Raw genomic sequence first — 20,966 nt, 5'->3', positions numbered from 1 at the left:
CAATCCGAGTCCACTGGTCATCGGTCAGCAGAGCAGTACGCGACATTCCTCCAGCCTCCCAAACGAATCACGATTCGATTAGGAGACACGCCCTAGCCCAGGTCGGCGTGCTGCTGCTGGCGCCCGTCCTTCTCTCCGCCGTCTCCCGGCTGCTCAGCCGCCTGGGCACGAGTCACTTTTGGCGGTTAGCAGTAGGTCTCGAAACAAAAAATGCCCTGGTTTCCGCGGAAACTCCGGGGTTATTGCTGGGGTACCTGGACTCGAACCAAGAACAACTGAACCAGAATCAGTCGTGTTGCCAATTACACCATACCCCAATGCCCGTTCCGAAGACCGGGCCGGGAGCTACTCTAGCCCATCCGGGCGGGCCCGGACAAACCCGTCGGTGAGTCGCGCGGGTCGCGCCGGCCTGGCCGTCAATCGAAGCTGAACTCGTCGACAACCGTGCACGTGCTGTCGCCCGAGCAGGTCGCCGTCACGGTGAGGGCGACCCCGAGGGCATCGTCGGTGTGGATGCTGTACTCGTAGGCGGCGTCGGCCTTGAACGCCTTCTCGGCCGCCGTCGAGAAGCCGGCGAGGTCGGCATCCGGGATGCCGTACCGGTCCGCGCGGCCCCGGAGGAGGTCGAGCGTGTTGCGCTAGCCGAGCACCCGGCTGGAATCCTCGACGCTCGCGGTGGCGAGGTAGCCGCCGGCGGTCGTGACCTCGATCGAGGTGCCGTTGAAGCGCATGCCGCCGCCCGGCCCGAGTACGGTGAGGTACTCGTAGACGCCCTCGGTGGGCGGCACGACCACCAGCCGGCCTGAGCGAGGCAGCCCGAGCGGATCGGCCGGGATCGGCACGGTGGTCGCGTCGATCGAGACCCTCCGCGTGTCGGCGATGTAGCTGAGGCCGGCTTCGGTGAAGAGCGAGGTGCCCCTCGCCGTGACGGCGCCGGTGGGCGCGGCCGTCGGGGCGGCGCCGACATCCGTGCCCCGGGTGTTCACCGCGATCGTGAACGCGACTCCGATCGCCGCCAGCAGCACCGCGGCGGGGATCCAGGATCGGATCGCCTTGCGGCGGCGCAGCTGCTCATAGGTTGGGGGCACCCGCATACTCTATGGCTGCGCGGGCGCCCCGCCTGTCGATCCGAGCGGTCAGTCGACGAGTGTGGAGGCCAGGCGCGCGAGGCGCGCGACCGACTCTGTCTTGCCCAGGATCTCCATCGATTCGAACAAGGGCGGCGACACGCGCCGGCCGGAGACAGCCACCCGCAACGGCCCGAAGGCGACGCGGGGCTTGAGGCCGAGCCCGTCGATCAGCGTCTCGGTGAGCGTCGTGTGCACCCGGTCGGTGGTCCAGTCCGTTTCGGGGATGTCCAGGAGGGCGGCGCTGGATGCGGCCAGGATCTCGCGGGCATTCGCCGGGAGCGATTTGAGCGCATCCGCCTGGTACTCGAGCACGTCGCCGGCGGTGAAGAGGAAGCCGAGCATGCCGGGCGCTTCGCCGAGCAGCGCGATGCGCTCCTGCACGAGGGGCGCGGCGGCCGTGAGGATGGCCTGCTCCTCGGCGCTGAGCGGCTCGCTGACGTCGCCGGCCGCGACGAGGTATGGAACGACCCGCTTGGCGAAGTCCGCGGGATCGAGCAGGCGGATGTGGTCACCATTGATCGACTCGGCCTTCTTGAGGTCGAACCGGGCCGGGTTCGGCAGCACGTCGGCGACGTCGAACGCGGCGATCATCTCATCGATCGAGAAGATGTCGCGGTCGCTGGCGAGCGACCAGCCGAGCAGCGAGAGGTAGTTGACGAGCCCCTCCGGGATGAAACCGCGGGCGCGGTGGTGGAACAGGTTGGACTCGGGGTCGCGCTTGGAGAGCTTCTTGTTGCCCTCGCCCATCACGTAGGGCAGGTGCCCGAAGCGCGGGATGAACGTGGTCAGCCCGATGTCGATCAGCGCGTGGTAGAGCGCGATCTGCCGGGGCGTGGAGGAGAGCAGGTCCTCGCCGCGCAGCACGTGCGTGACGCCCATCAGCGCGTCGTCGACGGGGTTCACGAACGGGTAGAGCGGATGCCCGTTGGGCCGCACGAGCACGAAGTCGCTGAACGAACCGGCCGGGAAGGTGATCTCGCCGCGGACCAGGTCGTCGAAGGAGGTGTCGCCGGCGGGCACCTTGAGGCGGAGCGCGGGCTGGCGGCCCTCGGCGCGGTAGGCGGCCTTCTGCTCCTCCGTGAGGTTGCGCTCGAAGTTGTCGTAGCCCGTCTTCGGGTCACGGCCGAGCGAGACGTTGCGCAGCTCGATTTCCTCGCCGGTGGCGAAGCTCTCGTAGAGGTGGCCGGAGACCTTGAGCTGCTCGATCACGTCGCGGTAGATGTCGTAGCGCTGGGACTGGCGGTACGGCGCGTACGGTCCGCCGACGTCGACGCCCTCGTCGGAGTCGAGTCGCAGCCAGCGCAGCGCGTCGAGCAGCTGCAGGTAGCTTTCCTCGGTGTCGCGGGCCGGATCCGTGTCCTCGATCCGGAAGATGAAGGTTCCACCGGTGTGCCGGGCGTAGGCCCAGTTGAACAGGGCCGTGCGGATCAGGCCGACGTGCGGCGTTCCGGTCGGCGACGGGCAGAACCGAACACGGACATCGCTGCCGGTTGCGGTGGACACGGGGTACGAACTGGTCTCAGACATCACCCACGATTCTAGTTGGGGTTCGGGGTTCGGGGTTGGGCCGGGAGCGGCTGGGTCGGGGCCTTTGCGTCGGGGGCGGCGAGCGGGTCGGGAGCGGTTGGGTCGGGGGCGGCGAGCGCGGCCAGCTGCCGCAGGGTCGCCGCGAGGGCCGGGACCAGCGTGGCCCCCGCCGCGGTCACCGCGTGCACCGTGCGCCGGTCCCGGCCGGTCGTCGGCCGGATCGCGATCCCGGCACGGGCGCCGACGGATTCGACGGCGAGCATCGGCAGCATCGCCACGCCGATCCCCGCCTCGACCAGGCCCAACACGGCCGCCACGTTGTCGGTCTCGTAGGCGATCCGGGGTGCGAACCCCTGCCGGCCGCAGAGCTCGAGGAGGTGGCCGCGGCACCGCGGGCATCCACCGATCCAGTTCTCCTCGGCCAGGTCGACGAGGTCGACGGCGTCGTTGCCGGCGAGCCGATGCGTGGCCGGCAGCACGAGCATCATCTCGTCGCGTCGCAGGGCTGTCACGGCCAGCCCCTCCGTGCCGGCGCGGTGCGGGTCGACCCGGTCGCCGGGGTAGCTGAAGGTGATGGCCAGGTCCGCCCGATGCTCACGGACTGCGGCGACGGCCTCCGGCGGTTCGGCTTCCAGGTAGGTGATCCGGATGCTGGGGTGCCGCTCCGCCATGCCGGCGAGCAGCCTGGGGACCAGCGCCGCGGATGCCGAGGGGAAGGCGGCCAGACGCACCCGGCCGGCGCGCAGGCCCTGCAGCTCGGCCAGTTCCCCGGCCGCCGCCTCGAGGGCGCCGGTGACGGCGACGGCGTGCCTGGCGAGCACGCTCCCGGCCTCGGTGAGTCGCACCGTGCGGCCGACACGCTCGATCACAGCCATCCCGAGACGCTGTTCGAGTCGCTTGAGCTGCTGGCTCACGGCGGGCTGGCTGTAGCCGAGCGCGACCGCGGCGGCGGTGATCGAACCGTGCTCGGCCAGCGCGCGGACGACGCGCAGCGACTGGGAGTCAAGATCGGACGGAGCAATGCGGGGCATCTGCGAAGACTAGCCGATGACGAATAACGGATGCTTATCCTTTGCATCGATCACTGGTCATTGTTGAATGGATGCCGCCGGAACAGGATGGACCCATGAGCCCCGCACCATCCCCCGCCGTCCCGGCCTCCGGCACCGCAGTGCCCTCCGCGGACGCCGCGCCCTCCGGCGCCGCCGTATCCTCCGCAGGCGCCGCGGGCACCGGCCCGCGTTCCCCGCTCAGCGTCCGCGAGGCGCGCGGCCGGTTCCGCGGCGGACGCGGCTACCTCGCCGCGTGCACCCTCGGCCTGCCGACCCTGGACACCCTGGCTGCCATGCGCGCCGACGCCGAGGAGTGGGAGCTCGGCCGGGCCGACGCCGTGAGGTACGGCGCGGTGGTCGAGCGGGTCCGGTCGGGCTATGCGGACCTGGTCAGCGTGCCCGTCGGCGCCGTCGCGATCGGTTCGCAGGCATCCGTCATGGCCGGGCTCGTCGCGGCGAGCGTGCCGGACGGCGCCGAGGTCCTCTGCGTCGACGGCGACTTCAGCTCGATGGTGTTCCCGTTCCTCAGCCAGCGGCACCGCGGGGTGGCCGTGCGCCATGTGGCGCTCGGCGAGCTGGCCGGGAGCATCACGGCGACGACGTGGCTCGTGGCCTGGTCGCTCGTGCAATCGGCCACGGGGGCGATCGCCGACGCCGAGGCGATCGTGGCGGCCGCGCGCCGGTCAGGCACGTTCACCCTGTGCGATACGACGCAGGCGGCCGGCTGGATGCCCGTCGACGCGTCTCGGTTCGACGCGACGATCTGCCACAGCTACAAGTGGCTGTGCGCCCCGCGCGGGGCGGCCTTCCTCACCGTGAGCGCGCGGCTGGCCGAAGAGCTCAACCCCGCGCAGGCCGGCTGGTACGCCGGCGAGTCACCCTGGACATCCTGTTACGGCCCGGAGATGAACCTCGCGACCGACGCCCGCCGCTTCGACGTCTCACCGGCCTGGCCGGCCTGGGTGGGCGCCGAACCCGCGATCGAGTTGTTCCGCAGCCTCGACCTGGCCGAGGTCCGCGCCCACGCCGTTGGGCTCGGCGACGCGCTCTGCGACGGCCTGGGGATCGACCGGCTCGGCCAGGCCATCGTGAGCTGGCCGGATGCCGACGGCAGCGACCTCGGACACCTCACCGCCGCGGGGCTGGTCGCGTCCGGCCGCGCCGGCCGCGCCCGCGTGGCGTTCCACCTCTGGAACGACGAGGACGACGTCGCCGACGCGCTCGCGGCCCTCGGCCGCTGACCCGACCCCGCCTCCGACCTCCTACCCCGCCCCCGCTCCCCCGCCGCGCCCATCGCGCCGAACTTCTCGCCGAACTTCTCGCCGAACCGTGAGTTTGGCACCTTCGCGGGCCCAACGAAGGTGCCAAACTCACGGTTCGGCGATGGGTGGTCCCGGAAATCGAGCCGGTCGCTCCGGTCGAGGTCCCGGTCCCGGTTTCGGTCCCGGGTTCGGATTCGGATTCGGATTCGACAAGCTCGCCAACCGATTACGCCGTGCGGACGACCATCTTGCCGGTGTTCTCGCCGCGCATCAGACCGAGGAACGCCTCGACCGTGTTGTCGATCCCGTCGACGACGGTCTCGTCGAAGACGACCTCGCCATTCGCGAGCCAGCCGGACATGTCGGCGGAGAAGGCCGGGAAGTGCTGCACGTAGTTGCCGACGGTGTACCCCTTCAGGCGCAGTCCGCGGGTGATGATGTTGGACATGTTGCGCGGTCCGGCGGGGGCATCGGTGCTGTTGTACAGCGAGATTGCGCCGCACAGCGCGGCCCGGCCGCCGTTGTTGAACGCCCCTAGCGCGGCTTCGAGGTGGTTGCCTCCGACATTGTCGAAGTACACGTCGATGCCCTCGGGTGCCGCGGCGGCGAGCTGGGTGGCGAGCGAGCCGTCCTTGTAGTTGAATGCGTCGTCGAAGCCGTACTTCTCGGTCAGGAGCGCGACCTTCTCGGCCGAGCCGGCGGATCCGATCACGCGCTTGGCGCCCTTGAGCCTGGCGATCTGGCCGACCATGGAGCCCACGGCCCCGGCAGCGCCGGAGACGAACACCGTGTCGCCGTCCTTCAGGCCGGCGATGTCGAGCAGGCCGACGTAGGCGGTCAGGGCGGTCATCCCGAGCACGCCAAGGTAGGCGGACAGCGGGACGCCGGGAATTTCCGGGACGACCCGGAAGCCCGAGGCATCTTCCTGCACGAGGTCGCGCCAGCCGTACTGGTGCACGACGACGTCGCCGACGGCGACGGTGTCGGCAGCGGATGCGACGACCCGGCCGACAGCCCCGCCGGTCATGGTCGCGCCGAGCGCGTAGGGCGCAGCGTAGGACTTGGCGTCGTTCATCCGTCCGCGCATGTAGGGGTCGACCGAGACGAACTCGTTGGCCACGCGCACCTGGCCGGGAGCGAGGTCGGGCAGGGTCACCTGCACCGTGCGGAAGTCGGCGGCGGTGGGCCAGCCGACCGGGCGGGCGACGAGCTGGGTCTGGGTGCTGATGGATGAGGCCATGGATGACTCCTCTGTTGCGTGTGGGACGAACGTGCTGTGTGGGACGAACGTGTTTTTGGAACGACTGGTCCACTATATAGTGGACTGAGCGATACACAAACTGAACGAGACACGAACAGGAGCGCTCACAGTGGGACGGATTCAGGCATTCGACACCGTCGCCGTCGTTCAGGCCGCGCGCGACCTGTTCTGGGACAAAGGCTACGAGGCGACCTCGCTCGCCGACCTGGAGGCGGCGACCGGGCTGGCTCGATCGAGCCTCTATCACGCCTTCGGCAGCAAGCGCGGGCTCTTCGACGCGGCGGTTGCGGACTACCTCGACACGGTCATCCGGCCCAGGCTGCAGGTGTTGCTGACCGGCGCGACCGACGCGAGCGCACTGCTCGCGTACCTCGACGGGCTGCGCCTCGCGGTGCAGAGGCGCCCGGACGCCTCGGGCGCCTCAGACGACGCGGACGGCTCGGACGGCCCGGACGGCTCCCGCGGCTCGAACAACTCGGGCGACTCCCGCGGCTCCCCCACGCGCGGCTGCCTTCTCATCAACTGCGCTGCAGGCCTGGCCGCCCATGACGACCCCGCCCGCGAGGTCGTCGACGGATACCGGGCCGAACTCGTGGCCGCGCTCAAGCATGCCCTCCTCTCGGCCGGGGCCGGGCAGCCCTTCCAGCCGACGCTCGTCGATGAGCGAGCGCGAACCCTCGCCTCCTTCACGATGAGCGCCATGCTTCTCGCTCGGGTCAACCCGGACGAATCGGCAGCACTTCTGGAAACGGCATCCGGACTGGTGCGGTCCTGGATGCCCGAGGTCGGGTCGACGGCGTAGCCCCGAGTTGGCCGGAGGCGGCAGCCCGGTCTGCCGGGCCCGTCGGCCACTCCTCCACAGCCGCCGATCAGGCGGAGTTATCCACAGGAATTACGGGCTTGACCGGGTTATTCAGTCGGCGAGGAATGTCAGTGGGTACCCGGAGAATAGCTGCATGGACCCCCGCAATGCACTCCAGCTGGCCTCCGTCGGCGACATCGTCGATGCGGTCGTCGCGGCGGATCGGCTGCTCGCAACGGTGAGCGCCCACCGGGCTGAACTCATCGACGAGGCGCGGCGGCGAAGCGAGCTGAGCGAAGCGACAACCGCCCGGCCGGCGGGCGCCCGGTGGGACGCCCGCACCGTGGCGCGACGCGAGCTCCTGTCCGAGCTTGCCTGCGCACTCCGTCTCCCCCAGCGCAGCATGGAAACCCTGCTTGCCGAGAGCGAGGCCCTGGTGCACGAGTTGCCGGCCACCATGTCGGCGCTTCGCGCGGGCGAGATCAGCTACCGGCACGCGAAGGCCATGATCGATCACGCGGGGTCGCTCCCCGCCGAATCACGGAAGGAGTTTGAGGAGGCCCTGCTGCCGCAAGCGAGTCGGCTCACCGCCGCCAAGTTCGACGGCACGGCACGCAAGGCCAGGGAGCGCACTCATCCCGAGACGATCAGGACGAGGCACGAGAAGTGCGCCGGCGACAGGGCCGTGCACCTCGTGCCCGCCCGAGACGGGATGGCCTGGCTGAACGCGTACCTGCCCACCGCCACCGCGCACTCCATCTACAACCGGATCAGCGATCTCGCGATCAGTCTCCAACGGCCCGACGAGACGCGCACCCTCACCCAGCTCAGGGCCGACGTGCTGTCAGAGCTGTTGATCGACGGTGTCGGTGCGCCCGGCACTCCGTCCGCCGGCCTCGGCCAGGGCGTCCGCGCTACGGTGCTGATCACCGTTCCGGTCATGACCCTCCTCGGCCACAGCGAGGAACCCGGCCACCTCGAAGGCTACGGACCGATCGACCCGGAAACCGCCAGGCGCCTGGCCGCGAAGGCGCCCAGCTTCATCCGCATCCTCACCCACCCCGAGACCGGATGCGTGCTGTCGGTCGGCCGATCCCGCTACAAGGTGCCCAAAGACCTCCGCCGCTGGCTCAGGGTGCGCGACGAAACCTGCCGGTTCCCCGGCTGCAACCGCAGTGCCTCCCGCTGCGACATCGACCATGGCCTCGACTGGCAGTTCGGCGGGCGCACCGACTCCGACAACCTGGCCAATCTCTGCCCACCCGATCACGATCTGAAAAGCGAGACCGGCTGGAGCGTCAAACACGCCAGGGACGGCACCCTGAACTGGACCTCCCCCGGCGGCCGAACGTACAGCACCGACCCCGCGACCCCGATGGGGCCCGCCCCGCCCCCGCCGTTCTAGGCCTCGCCGGCTCCTGCACTCCCTCGCCGAACCGTGAGTTTGGCACCTTCACGGGCCCGACGAAGGTGCCGAACTCACGGTTCGGCGAGAGGGCGAGAGGGCGAGAGGGCGAGAGGGCGGCTACCGGGCGCGGCGCACCGGGTTCGACAGCGTGCCGATGCCCGGGATCTCGACCAGGACGGTGTCGCCGTCGGCGATGGCACGGGAACGGCCGGACGCACCGGTCAGGATGACGTCGCCGGGCAGCATCGTGAAGACGCCGGAGACGAAGGAGACGAGTTCGGCGATCGAGTGGCGCATCAGGGCGACGTCGTCGCTCTGCACGTCCTCGCCGTTGACCTGGCCCCGGATGACCGCCGCCGCGGCGTCGAATTCGGTGTCGATGACCGGCCCGAGGGGGCAGAACGAATCGAAGCCTTTCGCCCTGGCCGGCTGCCCGTCGCGCTCCTGCAGCTCGTGCGCGGTGACGTCGATCCCCACCGTGTAGCCGAGGATCACGTCCGCGGCCTGCTCGACCGACACGTTCTTGGCGATCTTGCCGATGACGATCCCGAGCACGCCTTCGGCCCGCACGTCGTTCACTCCGGCCGGGAGCACAATCGGGTCGCCGGGGCCGACGACGGCGGTGTTCGGTTTGAGAAAGAGCACCGGTTCGCCCGGCTCCCCCTCCGCCTTCTCCTGCGCCGTGAGGAACGCGGCATTGGCCACCCCCACGATCTTCGACCGCGGGATCACCGGGACGAGCAGGCGCACGTCGTGCAGGGCAACCCGCTCCCCCGTCGGGTCGTAACCCGCGAACATCGGGTCGCCCTTGAGCACGACGAGTTCGTCATCGTCGACGATGCCGAAGGCGATGATCTCGCCGCGGCTGAACCGCGCGATCTTCACGCGTGGTCCTGGGGGGTGTCGAGCCGGGTCAGCCAGCCGTGGCGGTCCGGGCGGCGGCCGTACTGGATGTCGGTGAGCTCCTGGCGGATCGCCATGGTGATCTCCCCGGCGGGCGCGTCGGCGTCGCCGATCTCCAGGTCCTTGCCCTTGAGCTGGGCGATCGGTGTCACGACGGCGGCGGTGCCGCAGGCGAAGACCTCGGTGATGGCGCCGGATGCCACACCGTCGCGCCACTCATCGAGGGTCACCTCACGCTCTTCCACGGTCATACCGCGGTCACGGGCGAGCTGCATGATGCTGTCGCGGGTGACGCCCTCGAGGATCGAACCGGTCAGGCGAGGGGTGACGAGGGTGTCGGTGCCGTGCACGAAGAAGACGTTCATGCCGCCGAGTTCGTCGATGCGGGTGCCCGTCTCCCCGTCGAGGAAGAGCACCTGCGCGCAGCCGTTCTCGTTCGCCTCCATCTGGGGAAGCAGCGATGCGGCGTAGTTGCCGCCGCACTTGGCGGCGCCGGTGCCGCCGCGCCCGGCGCGGGAGTAGTCGGCGGCCAGCCAGATCTTCACCGGGGCCACGCCGCCGTGGAAGTACGCCCCGGCAGGGCTCGCGATCACGTAGTAGCCCACCTTGTGCGCCGCGCGCACGCCGAGGAAGGTCTCGTTGGCGATCATGAACGGGCGCAGGTAGAGGCTCGTCTCGGGAGCCGACGGCACCCAGTCGCCGTCGACCGCGACGATCTGCTTGATCGATTGGATGAAGTCGCCGACCGGCAGCTCGGGCAGGGCAAGACGGCGTGCGGAGCGCTGCATCCGCTCGGCGTTCTTCTCGGGGCGGAAGGTCCAGATGGAGCCGTCGGCGTGCCGGTAGGCCTTGAGCCCCTCGAAGATCTCCTGCGCGTAGTGCAGCACGGAGGAGGCGGGGTCGAGCAGGAGCGGACCGTAGGCGGTGACCCGGGCGTCGTGCCAGCCCTCGTCGACGGTCCAGTCGATCGTGACCATGTGGTCCGTGAAGTTCTTCCCGAAGCCGGGGTCGGCCAGGATGGCCTCGCGCTCGGCGGCCGACCGCGCATGGGTCGACGGCGTGACGGTGAAGGCCAGCGGCGCTCGGTCGGTGGCGGCGGGCGCGGTCGCGGGAATTGTCTGGCTCACTGGAGTCCCTTTTCTGTCGGGCTGGTCACGATGGTCTCGGTCAGGCGGGTCACGATGGCGTCGCCGACGTCGGCGGTGCTCCGGGGGGCCGAGTCGACGCCGCGGTCGGCACGGTCCGCGATGTCGGCGGTGACCGCTGCCTTCACCCGGGCGCCGGCCTCGGTCAGGCCGAGGTGGTCGAGCAGGAGCGCGACCGAGAGGATGGCGGCGGTCGGGTCGGCGAGCTGCTTGCCGGCGATGTCCGGGGCGGAGCCGTGCACCGGTTCGAACATGCTGGGGAAGCGGCCGTCCGGGTTGATGTTCCCGGAGGCCGCGAGCCCGATTCCACCGCTGATCGCGGCGGCCAGGTCGGTGAGGATGTCGCCGAACAGGTTGTCGGTGACGATCACGTCGAACCGGCTGGGCTGGGTGACCATGAAGATGGTCGCCGCGTCGACGTGCAGGTAGTCGACCGAGACATCCGGGTACTCGGCGGCCACGGCCAGCACGATCCGCTGCCAGAGGCTCCCCGAGAAGACGAGCACGTTGGTCTTGTGCACGAGCGTGAGCTTGCGGGCCGGGCGGCCCTGCGCGACGGCGAACGCGTACCGCACGACGCGCTCGACGCCGAAGGCCGTGTTAACGGACACCTCGTTGGCGACCTCGTGCACGGTGCCCTGGCGGATGGAGCCGCCGTTGCCGACGTAGGGACCCTCCGTCCCCTCGCGCACGACGACGAAGTCGACGGCGCCGGGAGCGGCGAGCGGGCTGGGCACGCCGGGGAAGATCACGCTGGGTCGCAGGTTCACGTAGTGGTCGAGCGAGAACCGCAGGGCCAGCAGCAGTCCGCGCTCGATGTTCGCGTTGGCGAGCCGGGGATCGCCGGGAACGCCTCCGACGGCTCCGAGGAGGATGGCGTCGTTCGAGGCGATCGAAGCGAGGTCGGCCTCGGTGAGCACGTCGCCGGTTTCGAGGAACCTGGTTGCTCCGAGGGAGAACTCCGTCTTCTCGAAGGTGACCTCCTCGCGGGTCGTCACCGCGTCCAGCACCTTGACCGCTTCGGCGATGACCTCGGGGCCAATCCCGTCTCCAGGGATGACGGCGAGCTTGATTTGACGTGACATTCGACTCCGTATGTCTGAAAGTAACCAGTAGATAAACCCTACTGCCGCGAATCGTGTGTCTAAGCTGGACCAGTCCTGACAACCAAAAGAAAGCAGATCACCATGAGTATCGGACTGGGAATTTTCCTCTTCGTCGTTGGCGCCATCCTTGTCTTCGCACTCAACGTCAGCGTCGATGTCATCAACCTCGACCTCGTCGGCTACATCCTGATGGGTGCCGGAGCCGTCATCACAATCCTCGGCCTCGTCCTGGCGACCCGCAAGCGCAGCACCGTCACCACGACGCGCAGCGCCGTCGACCCCTCCAGCGGCGAGCAGGTCACCCGCCACGAGAACAAGGTCAACGACATCTAAGTCAGCGACCTCTGAGTCAGCGACGGAGGCCCCGGGGATTTCTCCCCGGGGCCTCTTTCCTTCCACGGACACCGCCTACCGGGCGTTGCGCAGTGTCACCCGTGCCACGACCGCCGCCGCCACCACGAGGGCAACCCCGATCCAGGCGCTGGGCCCGATTCCGCTGCCGAAGGCCGCCCGCGCCGACTCCAGGAGCGCTGCCGCGGCATCCGTCGGAAGCCCGGCGGCCACCGAGACCGCGCCGCCGAGCGTCTCCCCCGCCGCGGCCTGCTCGGCGCCGGTCAGCCCATCGGGAAGGGCGACGGCGTTGCGGTAGGAAGATGTCAGGATCGAGCCGAGAACAGCCGTGCCGAGCACCGCGCCCAGCTCGTAGGCGGTCTCCCCGACGGCCGCGGCCGCGCCCATCTTCTCGGCCGGGGCGTTGGCCACGATGAGTTCGTTGGAGACCGTCTCCGCGGCGCCGATCCCGACGCCGAGCGCCACGAAGACCAGGGCCATGCCCGCCGCGTCGAGCGAGGCCCCGACGAGGGCGACAGCGGCGTAACCGCCGGCCGACACGAGCAGCGCGAGCGGGATGAGGACCGAGGGGCGCACCCGCCGGGCGATCGGAACGACGAGCAGGCCGGCGATCATCATGGTCACCAGTCCCGGCACGAGCACCAGGCCCGCGTTCAACGGCGACAGGCCCAGCACGAGCTGCAGGTACTGCGAGACGAAGAACAACCCGCCGACGAGCGCGACCACACTGAGCAGGTTGACACCCACCGCCCCGCTGAACGCACCCCGGCGGAACAGCCGCAGGTCGAGCATGGGCTGGACGAGCCGGCGCTGCCGGCGCACGAAGAGGATGCCGAAACCGACTCCGAGGAGGATCGGCGCGAGGGTCGCGGGGCCCGCTCCGTGCTCCGCGACCACCTTGATGCCGAAGACGATGGGCAGCATCGTCACGAGCGAGAGCAGGATGCTCGGCACATCGATTCGTCCGGGATTCGGGTCCCGGGACTCGGGGACGAGGAGCGGAGCGAGCGCGAGCAGCGGCAGGAGCAGGGGGACGGCCAGGAGGAAGACCGAGCCCCAGGCGAAATGCTGCAACAGCACCCCGCCCACGACGGGGCCGAGGGCGCTACCGGCGGCGAAACCACTCGCCCAGACCGCGATGGCCAGGCGCCGCTGGTCGCGGTCGACGAAGATGGAGCGCAACAGCGACAGTGTCGGCGGCATGAGCATGGCACCGAAGATCCCGAGCACCGCCCGCGCCGCGATGAGCCACTCGATGGTCGGTGCCGCCGCCGCCACCACGGAGACCGCGCCGAACCCGGCCGAGCCGATCAGCAGCAGACGGCGCCGCCCGATCCGGTCGCCGAGGCTGCCCATCGCCACCAGTAACCCGGCCAGCATGAGCGGGTAGACGTCGATCATCCAGAGCAGTTGCGCGCCGGTCGGGCCGAGGTCCTCCGAGATCGCGGGCAGGGCAAGATTGAGCACGGTGTTGTCGATCGAGACCAGGAGCACCGGCAGCATGAGCACGGCCAGCGCCCACCACTGTCGGCGCGGGCGTCCGGCGACGTGCAGGGGCGAGGATGCGGTGATCGTGAGGCGTGACATGAATGGACGGCTTTCTGGACTCGGGGTACCTCTACTATACCGTCCAGCCGGTACAGTCGTCCAGTGAGCATGCTCGACGAGCGAGAGCCCGGCGTGAGAAGCCGGCGAGGCGGGCGCCTCGGTACGATGGCCGCATGGCCTTGTCCTCCCCCGCACCGTCCGCCTCCGCCGCTTCGCTCACCCCGGTCCCCACCCGGGACCGCATCCTGGACGCCTTCGTGGGCGTACTGATCGACCAGGGCGAGCGAACCGCGACGCTGGATACCGTCGCCGCCGCCGCCGGGGTCTCCAAGGGCGGCCTGCTCTATCACTTCGCCTCGAAGGAGGCCCTCGTGGACGGCTTGATCGCCCGCCTCCGCGCGCTCGTCGAGGTCGACATCGACAACATCCGCTCGGCCCCGGCCGGCGTGGTCGACTACCTCATCCGCACCTCGGTCAGCGAGGGCACGCCCCTGGACCGGGCAATTGTCGCGGTCGCCCGGCTGGCGCAGGGCTCACATCCGAGCGCGAACCAGGCGCTCGCGGACATCCGTCGCCAGTGGCTCGCCGTCGTCGAGGGAGCCGTGGGCGATCCCGGCACGGCGCAGGCGATCATGCTGATCAGCGACGGTTTGTATTACGAGTCGACGCTGGCGCACACGGGAGCGTCGGCGGCATCCGGCCAGGACTCCGCTGCGCTCGACCGGCTTCTCGGCGTGATCGAACGGCTGACCGGCACTCGGACCTGACACGCGGCGCTCGCGAGGCGAACGCCGCGACTAGCCGGGTGGGCTAGTCGGTGAGGTCGATCTCCACCATGATGTCGGCCGAAATCGCGTCACGAACGGAAGCGAGCAGGCCGGCCGGAACGGGTGAGTCCACGGTCAGGATGCTGAGCGCCTTGCCGCCGGCGACGTGGCGGGCGACCTGCATGCCGGCGATGTTGATCTGGGCATCGCCGAACTCGCGGCCGTAGACGGCCACGATGCCCGGGCGGTCCGTGTACAGCATGACGATGAGGTTCTTGGCGAACGGGACCTCGACCTCGTAGCCGTTGACCTCGACGATCTTCTCCGCCTGCTTGGTCCCGGTCAGCGTGCCAGAGACGGACACCTGCGAGCCGTCGGCCAGGGCGCCGCGCAGCGTGATCACGTTGCGGTATTCGGGCGACTCGGCTTCGGTGATCAGGCGCACGGCGATGCCGCGCTGCTCGGCGAGGAGCGGCGCGTTCACATACGAGACCGTCTCGCTGACAACGTTGGTGAAGATGCCCTTGAGCGCGGCCAGGCGGAGCACACTGACGTCGAAGTCGACCAGTTCGCCGCGCACCTCGACGTCGACGCTCGTGAGTGGGCTGTGCTGCGCGAGGCCGGAGAAAACCTGGCCGAGCTTCTCCACCAGCGGGATGCCGGGGCGCACGTACGGGTCGATGACGCCGCCGGCGACGTTGACGGCGTCGGGCACGAGCTCCCCGGACAGTGCCAGTCGGACCGACCTCGCGACGGAGACTCCGGCCTTCTCCTGGGCCTCGTCGGTGGACGCGCCGAGGTGGGGCGTGGTGATGATGTTGTCGAGTCCGAGCAGCGGCGAACCGGTCGGCGGCTCGCTGACGAAGACGTCGAGGCCCGCGCCGGCGATCGTGCCTGTGGTCAGCGCGGTGAACAGGTCGGCCTCGTCGATCAGGCCGCCGCGGGCGACGTTGACGACGAACGCGGTCGGCTTCATCAGCTTGAACTGCGCCTCGCCGATCATGCCGGTGGTCTCCGGCGTCTTCGGCATGTGGATCGTGATGAAGTCGGACTGCTCGAGCAGTTCGTCCAGGCTGACCGGGACGACCCCGAGCTGCTGCGCCCGGGCCGAGGTGATGTAGGGGTCGTAGGCGATGACGTTGGTGCCGAACGCCTGCATGCGGGCCGCGATGAGCGCGCCGATGCGGCCGAGCCCGATGATGCCGATGGTCTTCTCGTAGAGCTCGACGCCGGTGTACTTGGAACGCTTCCACTGGCCCTCGGCCAGGGCGCCGTGCGCGGCCGGGATGTGGCGGGCCAGGCTCAGGATGTGGCCGACGGTCAGTTCGGCGGCCGAGATGATGTTCGAGGTGGGCGCGTTGACGACCATGACGCCGGCCGCGGTGGCCGCCTTGATGTCGACATTGTCCAGGCCGACACCGGCGCGGGCGATGACCTTCAGCAGCGGCGCGGCCGCGATCGCCTCGGCATCCACCTTCGTCGCGGACCGGACGAGGATGGCGTGGGCCGTCGCGAGCTCGGCGATGAGTGCGACCCGATCCGTGCCGTCGACCTGGCGGATGTCGAAATCGGGGCCGAGCGCGTCGACAGTAGCGGGCGAGAGTTCTTCAGCGATCAGGACGACAGGCTTCGACACGAAAAGGGATCCTTCGTTTGCGACAGGCAAGGGAATGTGCGCCGCGACCGTGGGGCGCCAGATACCAAATCAGCCTACTGGCTGCAGAATGGACCGATGAGCAGCGTTACGTTTCCCGGCATCCAGTTGGCGCTCCGCCTGCTGCTGGCCCTCGTCTTCGTGGGGGCGGGAATCGCGCACTTCAGGCCCGGAGTGCAGCGCACCATGGCGGCGATGGTCCCGCCTCGCCTGCGCTGGAGCGGATTCCTGAACCCGCGCAACCTCGTCATCGTCACCGGGCTCTGCGAACTGGCCGGGGGAATCGGCCTGCTCTACCCGCCGACGATTGTGACGTCCGGCGTCTGCCTGGTGGTGTTCCTGGCCCTCGTCTTCCCGGCGAACGCGTACGCCGCCCGGCACCCGGAGCGCTTCGGTCGGGTCGCCATCCCGCTCGTGCCGCGCCTCCTCGGCCAGCTCGCCCTGATGGCCCTCATCGTCCTCGCGATCGCCTGAAAACCCCGCGAAACCGCAGTTGTGCGCGCTAAAACGCCCGAATGACGCGCACAACTGCGGTTTCGCGGTCAGATGAGGAGGGCGCCGAGGCCGAAGGTGAAGATGTCGAGGGTGAGCACGGCGACGAGGCAGAGCCCGACGAGGAAGAGCACGGTCCTGGCCACGGCGGTGCGGCCGCGGCCGAGCCAGAACGCCAGTACGTAGACGAGCACGGGCAGCAGAATGCCGGCAAGGAGCAACGCCCAGCCGCCGCCGCTCAGCTGCGTGTCCAGGCCCTGCGCGGCGAGGTTGAGGCCAACCAGGTTGCCCACCGCCTCCCACGCGTCGTAGGCGTAGAACAGGCCGAAGAACACGGCGATCGTGACGACGACCCACTGCGGCGTCCGCCGCCCGGCCGGCTGGGCGGCGGCGGACCGCGATTCGGATGCCTCGCTCATGAGATTCCTCCGGTGCCGAGAATGATGGGGAGCGGCGCGAGCAGCACCGCGCCGGCCAGGAGCCAGGAGATGCGTGCGCGCCCGTGTGCCGAGGTGAACCAGTAGGTCGTACCGAACCAGGCGGCCGGAGCCGCGACGGCGAAACCGAGGCCCAGCGAGAACATGAACCTGGCCACCGGCTCGGCCAGCGGATTCTCGATCCGGCCGACACTGAAGAACCAGCCGAGCGTGTAGAGCAGGTAGATCCCGGCGAAGATGCCCAGTGCGATGAGCGCGGCCGAACTCGCCGGGGCGGCCGCCTCGCGTGCCGCCTGCGCCTCGACCGCGGCCGTTGGCCCGGCGATGGACCAGCCGTCCGGCACCTCGGGCTCGGGCTCGGGCTCGGTTTCCGGCCCGGTGCCGGGCGCCGGCCCGGGCTCCGGCACGGAATCCGGCGCGTCCTCGGGGGCACGTTCCGCCTCCGGTTCGGCGCCGGGCCGGACCTCGGGGGCGCGCCGCCCCTGGGCCGAACCGGACGCGAGCGTCGGATCGTCGTCGCCGGCCCAGCCGAGGGCATCGTCATCCCGATGAGAAGTCATCTGCCTAGGTTACCGAGCCCGCGGAGGATTACCGGCTGATCACCACTTTCAGCGCCTTCGTTTCCGCCGCGCGGGAGAAGGTGTCGTAGGCCTCGAGGAACTGGTCGAAGCTGAAGTGGTGCGTCGCGAGCTTCTCGGCGGGGATCTTGTTCTGCGCCACCAGCTTGAGCAGCATGGGCGTCGTGTTGGCGTTGACCAGCCCCATGCTGATGTTGATGTTCTGGATCCACAGGTTCTCGAGGTGCAGCTCCACCGGCTTGCCGTGGACTCCGACGTTGGCGACGTTCCCGCCGGGCCGCACGATTTCGGTGGCCATGGTGAAGGTCTGCGGGATGCCGACCGCCTCGATGGCGACATCGACCCCGGCACCGTCGGTCAGGGCGAAGACCTGCTCCTTCCAGTCGGCCGCGCCGGAAAGCACGGTGTCCGTCGCCCCGAACCCCTTCGCCTGCTCGAGGCGGTTCGGATCCAGGTCGAGGGCGATGATGGTCGCGGCGCCGTAGAGCCCCGCCGTGGCGATCGCCGCCAGGCCCACCGGCCCGGCACCGATCACGGCCACCACATCACCGGGCTTGACCCGCCCGTACTGCACGCCGATCTCGAAGCCGGTCGGCAGGATGTCGGAGAGCATGACCGCCTGGTCGTCGCTGACCCCCGCCGGCATCTTGTGCAGGGAGTTCTCCGCATAGGGCACGCGCACGTATTCGGCCTGAGTGCCGTCGATCAGGTGCCCGAAGACCCAGCCGATGCCCGACTGGCCTTCGTCGCCGAGGCAGTGCGAATACAGTTCGGACTTGCAGTTGGCACAGTGCCCGCAGGACTTGATGCAGGAGATGATGACGCGGTCGCCCACGGCGAGGCTGCTCACCGAGGAGCCCACGGCCGTGATCGTGCCGACGCCCTCGTGGCCGAGGATCCGGCCGACCTGCACGGCCGGCACGTCGCCCTTGAGAATGTGCAGGTCGGTGCCGCAGATGGTCGTCGTGTCGACCCGCACGATCGCGTCGGTGGCATGCACGATCTCCGGATCCGGAACGTCCTGCCAGGCCTTCTTGCCCGGACCGCCATATACCAGTGCCTTCACGGTGACTCCCTCAGTGGACTTTATTCAGTGGACCTGCGTTGCGGGCAACCGCCCGCCTCTGCCCACCGTACTCCCGGGCGCCGTGGCGGGGCTACGATTCCCTGCATGGCGGACCAGACCACGAATCCCTTCGCCCTCCCCTGTGCCGAGGCGCCGCGGGCCGGTCTGCATGAGGTGAACGGATGCCGGCTCCACGCGGAGGTGCGCGGCACCGGCCCGACGATCCTGATCATCGGAGCGGCCAGTGATGACGCGGAGATGTTCCGCCCCATCGCCGAACGGCTGACCGGGTTCACCGTCGTCACCTATGACCCCCGCGGCACCCTGCGGAGCAGCCGCGACGGCTGGCCCTGCGACTCCGCCCGGCATGCGGACGACGCCGCGGAACTGCTCCACGCCCTCGGACTCGGCGCTGACGCGGGCGGCGCCCACACCCGCGCGGACGTCTTCGGCGCCAGCGCAGGCGGGATCGCTGCCGTGCGGCTGGCCCTGCGCCACCCCGAGACGGTGCGACGCGTCACGGTGTTCGAACCGGGCTACTTCCAGCTGACGGCATCCGGTCGCGACCTGGCCGCCCGCGTCGGCGCGCAGGTGGACCGGCACCTCGCCGTGCATCCCGGCGACTGGGCCGGGGCGGTGGCGCTGGCGTCCGACGCCGCGCGGGTCGAGCAGCCCGGCGCCGAGCCGTCCGCCGTCCGGCCGTCCGGGCTGCTCGCCGCCCCGCGGGGCCTGGACTGGTACGCCGCTCGCGGCGAAGCCCTGGCCGAGAATTTCATCCGGGGCGACCTCCCGATCACCGGCGAGCCCGTCGACCGGCGGGCCCTGGCCGAGTCGGCCGCCGACATCCGCTTCGCGTTCGGCAACGCGTCGCATCCCGTCTTCGGCGAGATCGCGCGCGAGCTGACCCGGGTCCGGCGGCGCCCCGGGTCGGCCGATCCGGCAGAACCCGACGTCATCGACGGCGTCGGCCACGTGGTCTATTTCGCGCCGGAGCCGGTCGCGCAGTACCTGCGGCGGCGCTGCGCCTAGACCGGCGGGATGTTGTGGTTCAGCCGGAAGATGTTCTCCGGGTCGACCTCGCGTTTGAGGGCGGCGAGGCGCTGCAACTTCTCCGGGCCGTAGATCGACAGCGCCTGGGCGAGAGGATCGCGCCCGCGCTCCTCGCCGAGGAAGTTCAGGTACTGCCCGCCGGTCGAGTACGGCTCCATGTCGCCGGCCATCCCGCGCACGAAGGCGGTGCACGGTACGTCGTCCGCGGCATCCGGCCAGTAGCCGTAGACATTCAGCCAGAACCGCGCGGACCGGTTCGGGAAGGGCGTTGCGTCTTCGGCGACGCGCCCGTACGCCCCGCCCAGGTGGTGGATGTCGAAGCCCGTCCCCCGCCAGGTCTGTTCGGCTCCCCGACGCACCAGCGTTCCGATCACGTCGTCATCGAGCCGGTCGAACGAGGTGTTCTTCCAGTACCCCCGCACGCCCTTCGGGAACATCTCGTCCGCGGCCGACTGCCACTCGGCCCAGCGGGCCGGCTCGACCATTTCCGTGTCGGGAGGAGCCGCCGCCCTCAGCCGGTCGACGATCCGCCCGCCCTCCGCGGCGTCCGGTGACGCCCAGACGAACCCCAGCAGCATCAGCGGGTCACCGCCGAGTTCCCAAGTCTCCGGCGGAACTAAGAACGAGACTATCGAGGTCAGCTCATCGGGCAGGTCGCGCGTCCAGGCCTCGTAGGCCCGGAGAGCATTGGCCCAGCCGTCGCGGCGGTAGACGAGGCTGCCGGAGAACACCTCCGCGGGCAGCGGATGCGCGCGGAACGTGAATGAGGACACCACGCCGAAATTGCCTCCGCCTCCCCGTATCCCCCAGAACAACTCCGGGTTCTCGGTGGCGCTCGCGCGCAGGAGCTCACCCGACGCCGTGACCAGGTCGGCCGAGAGGAGGCTGTCGATCGTCAGGCCGTGGGCACGGGTCAGCCAGCCGACTCCCCCGCCCAGAGTCAGGCCGGCCACGCCGGTTCCCGAGACCACCCCGACGGGCACAGCCAGATGGTGCGGCGCGGTCGCCCGGTCGATGTCGCCGAGGGTTGCGCCGGCCTGGGCCTGCACCGTGCCGCCTTCCTCGTCGACCCGCACGGCCGTCAGCCCGCCCAGGTCGAGCACGATGCCGCCGTCGACGGTTCCGTTGCCGGCGACGTTGTGCCCGCCTCCGCGCACCGCGAGGGGCAGCGCGTGCGACCTCGCGTACCGCACGGTCGGGGCGATGTCGGCCGCAGAGGCCGCGCGCACCACCGCCGCCGGCCGTCGATCTATCATCCCGTTCCAGACGCGCCTGGCCTCGTCATACCCGGGGTCGTCGGCCAGCAGCACGGTTCCGGCGACCTGACCCCGCAGATCGTCGACGGCAGCCGAGGCCATGGCCTTGTGATCACCCATCTGTCTCACCCACACCTTTGCCGATCCAGACCGATATAGACGTGTATGCGG

General features: G+C 69.9%; 20 protein-coding genes and 1 tRNA gene. 7 read left to right on the top strand and 14 right to left on the bottom strand.

Going from position 1 to position 20,966, the window contains the following annotated elements; translation table 11 throughout:
• Positions 1 to 245: 245 nt before the first annotated feature.
• The 4 genes from E3O23_RS12370 to E3O23_RS12355 all read right to left on the bottom strand — a co-directional run bounded on the left by E3O23_RS12370 (position 246) and on the right by E3O23_RS12355 (position 3,688).
• A tRNA-Gln gene (locus E3O23_RS12370) sits at positions 246 to 317 on the bottom strand.
• A gap of 321 nt (positions 318 to 638) precedes the next feature.
• Positions 639 to 1,088, bottom strand: a complete 450-nt coding sequence (locus E3O23_RS12365; protein WP_134491448.1) for a hypothetical protein — start codon at positions 1,086 to 1,088, stop codon at positions 639 to 641.
• Positions 1,089 to 1,136: 48 nt separating this feature from the next.
• Positions 1,137 to 2,657 (bottom strand): glutamate--tRNA ligase, encoded by a 1,521-nt coding sequence (gltX, locus tag E3O23_RS12360; protein ID WP_134491446.1) that lies wholly within the window; start codon positions 2,655 to 2,657, stop codon positions 1,137 to 1,139.
• An 11-nt stretch (positions 2,658 to 2,668) separates the two neighbouring features.
• On the bottom strand, positions 2,669 to 3,688 hold the full coding sequence (locus E3O23_RS12355) for a LysR family transcriptional regulator (protein ID WP_134491445.1): 1,020 nt from the start codon (positions 3,686 to 3,688) through the stop codon (positions 2,669 to 2,671).
• A 95-nt stretch (positions 3,689 to 3,783) separates the two neighbouring features.
• Here E3O23_RS12355 and E3O23_RS12350 point away from each other — a divergent pair, with 95 nt between their 5' ends.
• On the top strand, positions 3,784 to 4,950 hold the full coding sequence (locus E3O23_RS12350; protein WP_134491444.1) for an aminotransferase class V-fold PLP-dependent enzyme: 1,167 nt from the start codon (positions 3,784 to 3,786) through the stop codon (positions 4,948 to 4,950).
• A gap of 247 nt (positions 4,951 to 5,197) precedes the next feature.
• On the opposite strand, the gene E3O23_RS12345 is transcribed toward E3O23_RS12350, so the two are convergent.
• Positions 5,198 to 6,211, bottom strand: a complete 1,014-nt coding sequence (locus E3O23_RS12345; RefSeq protein ID WP_134491443.1) for an NADP-dependent oxidoreductase — start codon at positions 6,209 to 6,211, stop codon at positions 5,198 to 5,200.
• Positions 6,212 to 6,341: 130 nt separating this feature from the next.
• Between E3O23_RS12345 and E3O23_RS12340 the strand changes: the two genes are divergently transcribed.
• Entirely contained in the window at positions 6,342 to 7,034 is a 693-nt protein-coding gene (locus E3O23_RS12340) for a TetR/AcrR family transcriptional regulator (protein WP_134491442.1), read from the top strand.
• Positions 7,035 to 7,188: 154 nt separating this feature from the next.
• Positions 7,189 to 8,439 carry an HNH endonuclease signature motif containing protein gene (locus tag E3O23_RS12335; protein WP_134491441.1) on the top strand — a complete coding sequence of 417 codons (1,251 nt, stop codon included), beginning with the start codon at positions 7,189 to 7,191 and terminating at the stop codon, positions 8,437 to 8,439.
• A gap of 120 nt (positions 8,440 to 8,559) precedes the next feature.
• Here E3O23_RS12335 and E3O23_RS12330 read toward each other — a convergent pair whose 3' ends face one another.
• Genes E3O23_RS12330 through E3O23_RS12320 form a run of 3 tightly spaced genes read right to left on the bottom strand, consistent with a single transcriptional unit; the run spans position 8,560 to position 11,575 of the window.
• Positions 8,560 to 9,327 (bottom strand): fumarylacetoacetate hydrolase family protein, encoded by a 768-nt coding sequence (locus E3O23_RS12330; protein ID WP_134491440.1) that lies wholly within the window; start codon positions 9,325 to 9,327, stop codon positions 8,560 to 8,562.
• A complete protein-coding gene (locus E3O23_RS12325) occupies positions 9,324 to 10,472 on the bottom strand; it encodes a branched-chain amino acid aminotransferase (protein ID WP_241983465.1) in 1,149 nt (382 codons plus the stop codon). The genes E3O23_RS12330 and E3O23_RS12325 overlap by 4 nt, the downstream gene beginning before the upstream one ends.
• A complete protein-coding gene (locus E3O23_RS12320; protein ID WP_134491439.1) occupies positions 10,469 to 11,575 on the bottom strand; it encodes a 3-isopropylmalate dehydrogenase in 1,107 nt (368 codons plus the stop codon). Before E3O23_RS12320 ends, E3O23_RS12325 begins: the two co-directional genes overlap by 4 nt.
• 102 nt (positions 11,576 to 11,677) lie before the next feature.
• Here E3O23_RS12320 and E3O23_RS12315 point away from each other — a divergent pair, with 102 nt between their 5' ends.
• Positions 11,678 to 11,929, top strand: a complete 252-nt coding sequence (locus E3O23_RS12315) for a DUF6458 family protein (RefSeq protein WP_134491438.1) — start codon at positions 11,678 to 11,680, stop codon at positions 11,927 to 11,929.
• 75 nt (positions 11,930 to 12,004) lie between these two features.
• On the opposite strand, the gene E3O23_RS12310 is transcribed toward E3O23_RS12315, so the two are convergent.
• Complete coding sequence (locus tag E3O23_RS12310) at positions 12,005 to 13,534, bottom strand: MFS transporter (protein ID WP_134491436.1); 1,530 nt, start codon at positions 13,532 to 13,534, stop codon at positions 12,005 to 12,007.
• Positions 13,535 to 13,668: 134 nt separating this feature from the next.
• Between E3O23_RS12310 and E3O23_RS12305 the strand changes: the two genes are divergently transcribed.
• Positions 13,669 to 14,262: a TetR/AcrR family transcriptional regulator gene (locus E3O23_RS12305; RefSeq protein ID WP_241983464.1), complete on the top strand. Its 594-nt coding sequence runs from the start codon at positions 13,669 to 13,671 to the stop codon at positions 14,260 to 14,262.
• A 43-nt stretch (positions 14,263 to 14,305) separates the two neighbouring features.
• Here E3O23_RS12305 and serA read toward each other — a convergent pair whose 3' ends face one another.
• Positions 14,306 to 15,898 (bottom strand): phosphoglycerate dehydrogenase, encoded by a 1,593-nt coding sequence (serA, locus tag E3O23_RS12300; RefSeq protein WP_134491432.1) that lies wholly within the window; start codon positions 15,896 to 15,898, stop codon positions 14,306 to 14,308.
• 96 nt (positions 15,899 to 15,994) lie between these two features.
• On the opposite strand from serA, the gene E3O23_RS12295 reads away from it, so the two are divergent.
• Complete coding sequence (locus E3O23_RS12295) at positions 15,995 to 16,390, top strand: DoxX family protein (RefSeq protein WP_134491430.1); 396 nt, start codon at positions 15,995 to 15,997, stop codon at positions 16,388 to 16,390.
• A 68-nt stretch (positions 16,391 to 16,458) separates the two neighbouring features.
• On the opposite strand, the gene E3O23_RS12290 is transcribed toward E3O23_RS12295, so the two are convergent.
• The 3 genes from E3O23_RS12290 to E3O23_RS12280 are packed head-to-tail and all read right to left on the bottom strand — an operon-like array spanning position 16,459 to position 18,489.
• Positions 16,459 to 16,827: a hypothetical protein gene (locus tag E3O23_RS12290; protein ID WP_134491428.1), complete on the bottom strand. Its 369-nt coding sequence runs from the start codon at positions 16,825 to 16,827 to the stop codon at positions 16,459 to 16,461.
• On the bottom strand, positions 16,824 to 17,405 hold the full coding sequence (locus E3O23_RS12285; protein WP_134491426.1) for a hypothetical protein: 582 nt from the start codon (positions 17,403 to 17,405) through the stop codon (positions 16,824 to 16,826). Before E3O23_RS12285 ends, E3O23_RS12290 begins: the two co-directional genes overlap by 4 nt.
• 28 nt (positions 17,406 to 17,433) lie before the next feature.
• Positions 17,434 to 18,489: a zinc-dependent alcohol dehydrogenase family protein gene (locus tag E3O23_RS12280; RefSeq protein WP_134491424.1), complete on the bottom strand. Its 1,056-nt coding sequence runs from the start codon at positions 18,487 to 18,489 to the stop codon at positions 17,434 to 17,436.
• A 105-nt stretch (positions 18,490 to 18,594) separates the two neighbouring features.
• Here E3O23_RS12280 and E3O23_RS12275 point away from each other — a divergent pair, with 105 nt between their 5' ends.
• Positions 18,595 to 19,518: an alpha/beta fold hydrolase gene (locus E3O23_RS12275; RefSeq protein WP_166790498.1), complete on the top strand. Its 924-nt coding sequence runs from the start codon at positions 18,595 to 18,597 to the stop codon at positions 19,516 to 19,518.
• On the opposite strand, the gene E3O23_RS12270 is transcribed toward E3O23_RS12275, so the two are convergent.
• On the bottom strand, positions 19,515 to 20,915 hold the full coding sequence (locus E3O23_RS12270) for an FAD-binding oxidoreductase (RefSeq protein WP_134491420.1): 1,401 nt from the start codon (positions 20,913 to 20,915) through the stop codon (positions 19,515 to 19,517). The two genes, E3O23_RS12275 and E3O23_RS12270, sit on opposite strands and share 4 nt — an antisense overlap.
• Positions 20,916 to 20,966 lie beyond the last annotated feature (51 nt).

Origin of the sequence: Cryobacterium tagatosivorans, assembly GCF_004402215.1 — a bacterium.
GTDB lineage: Bacteria > Actinomycetota > Actinomycetes > Actinomycetales > Microbacteriaceae > Cryobacterium > Cryobacterium tagatosivorans.
The sequence above is the reverse complement of the archived record's forward strand: the minus strand, read 5'-3'. Positions and strand labels throughout refer to the sequence as shown.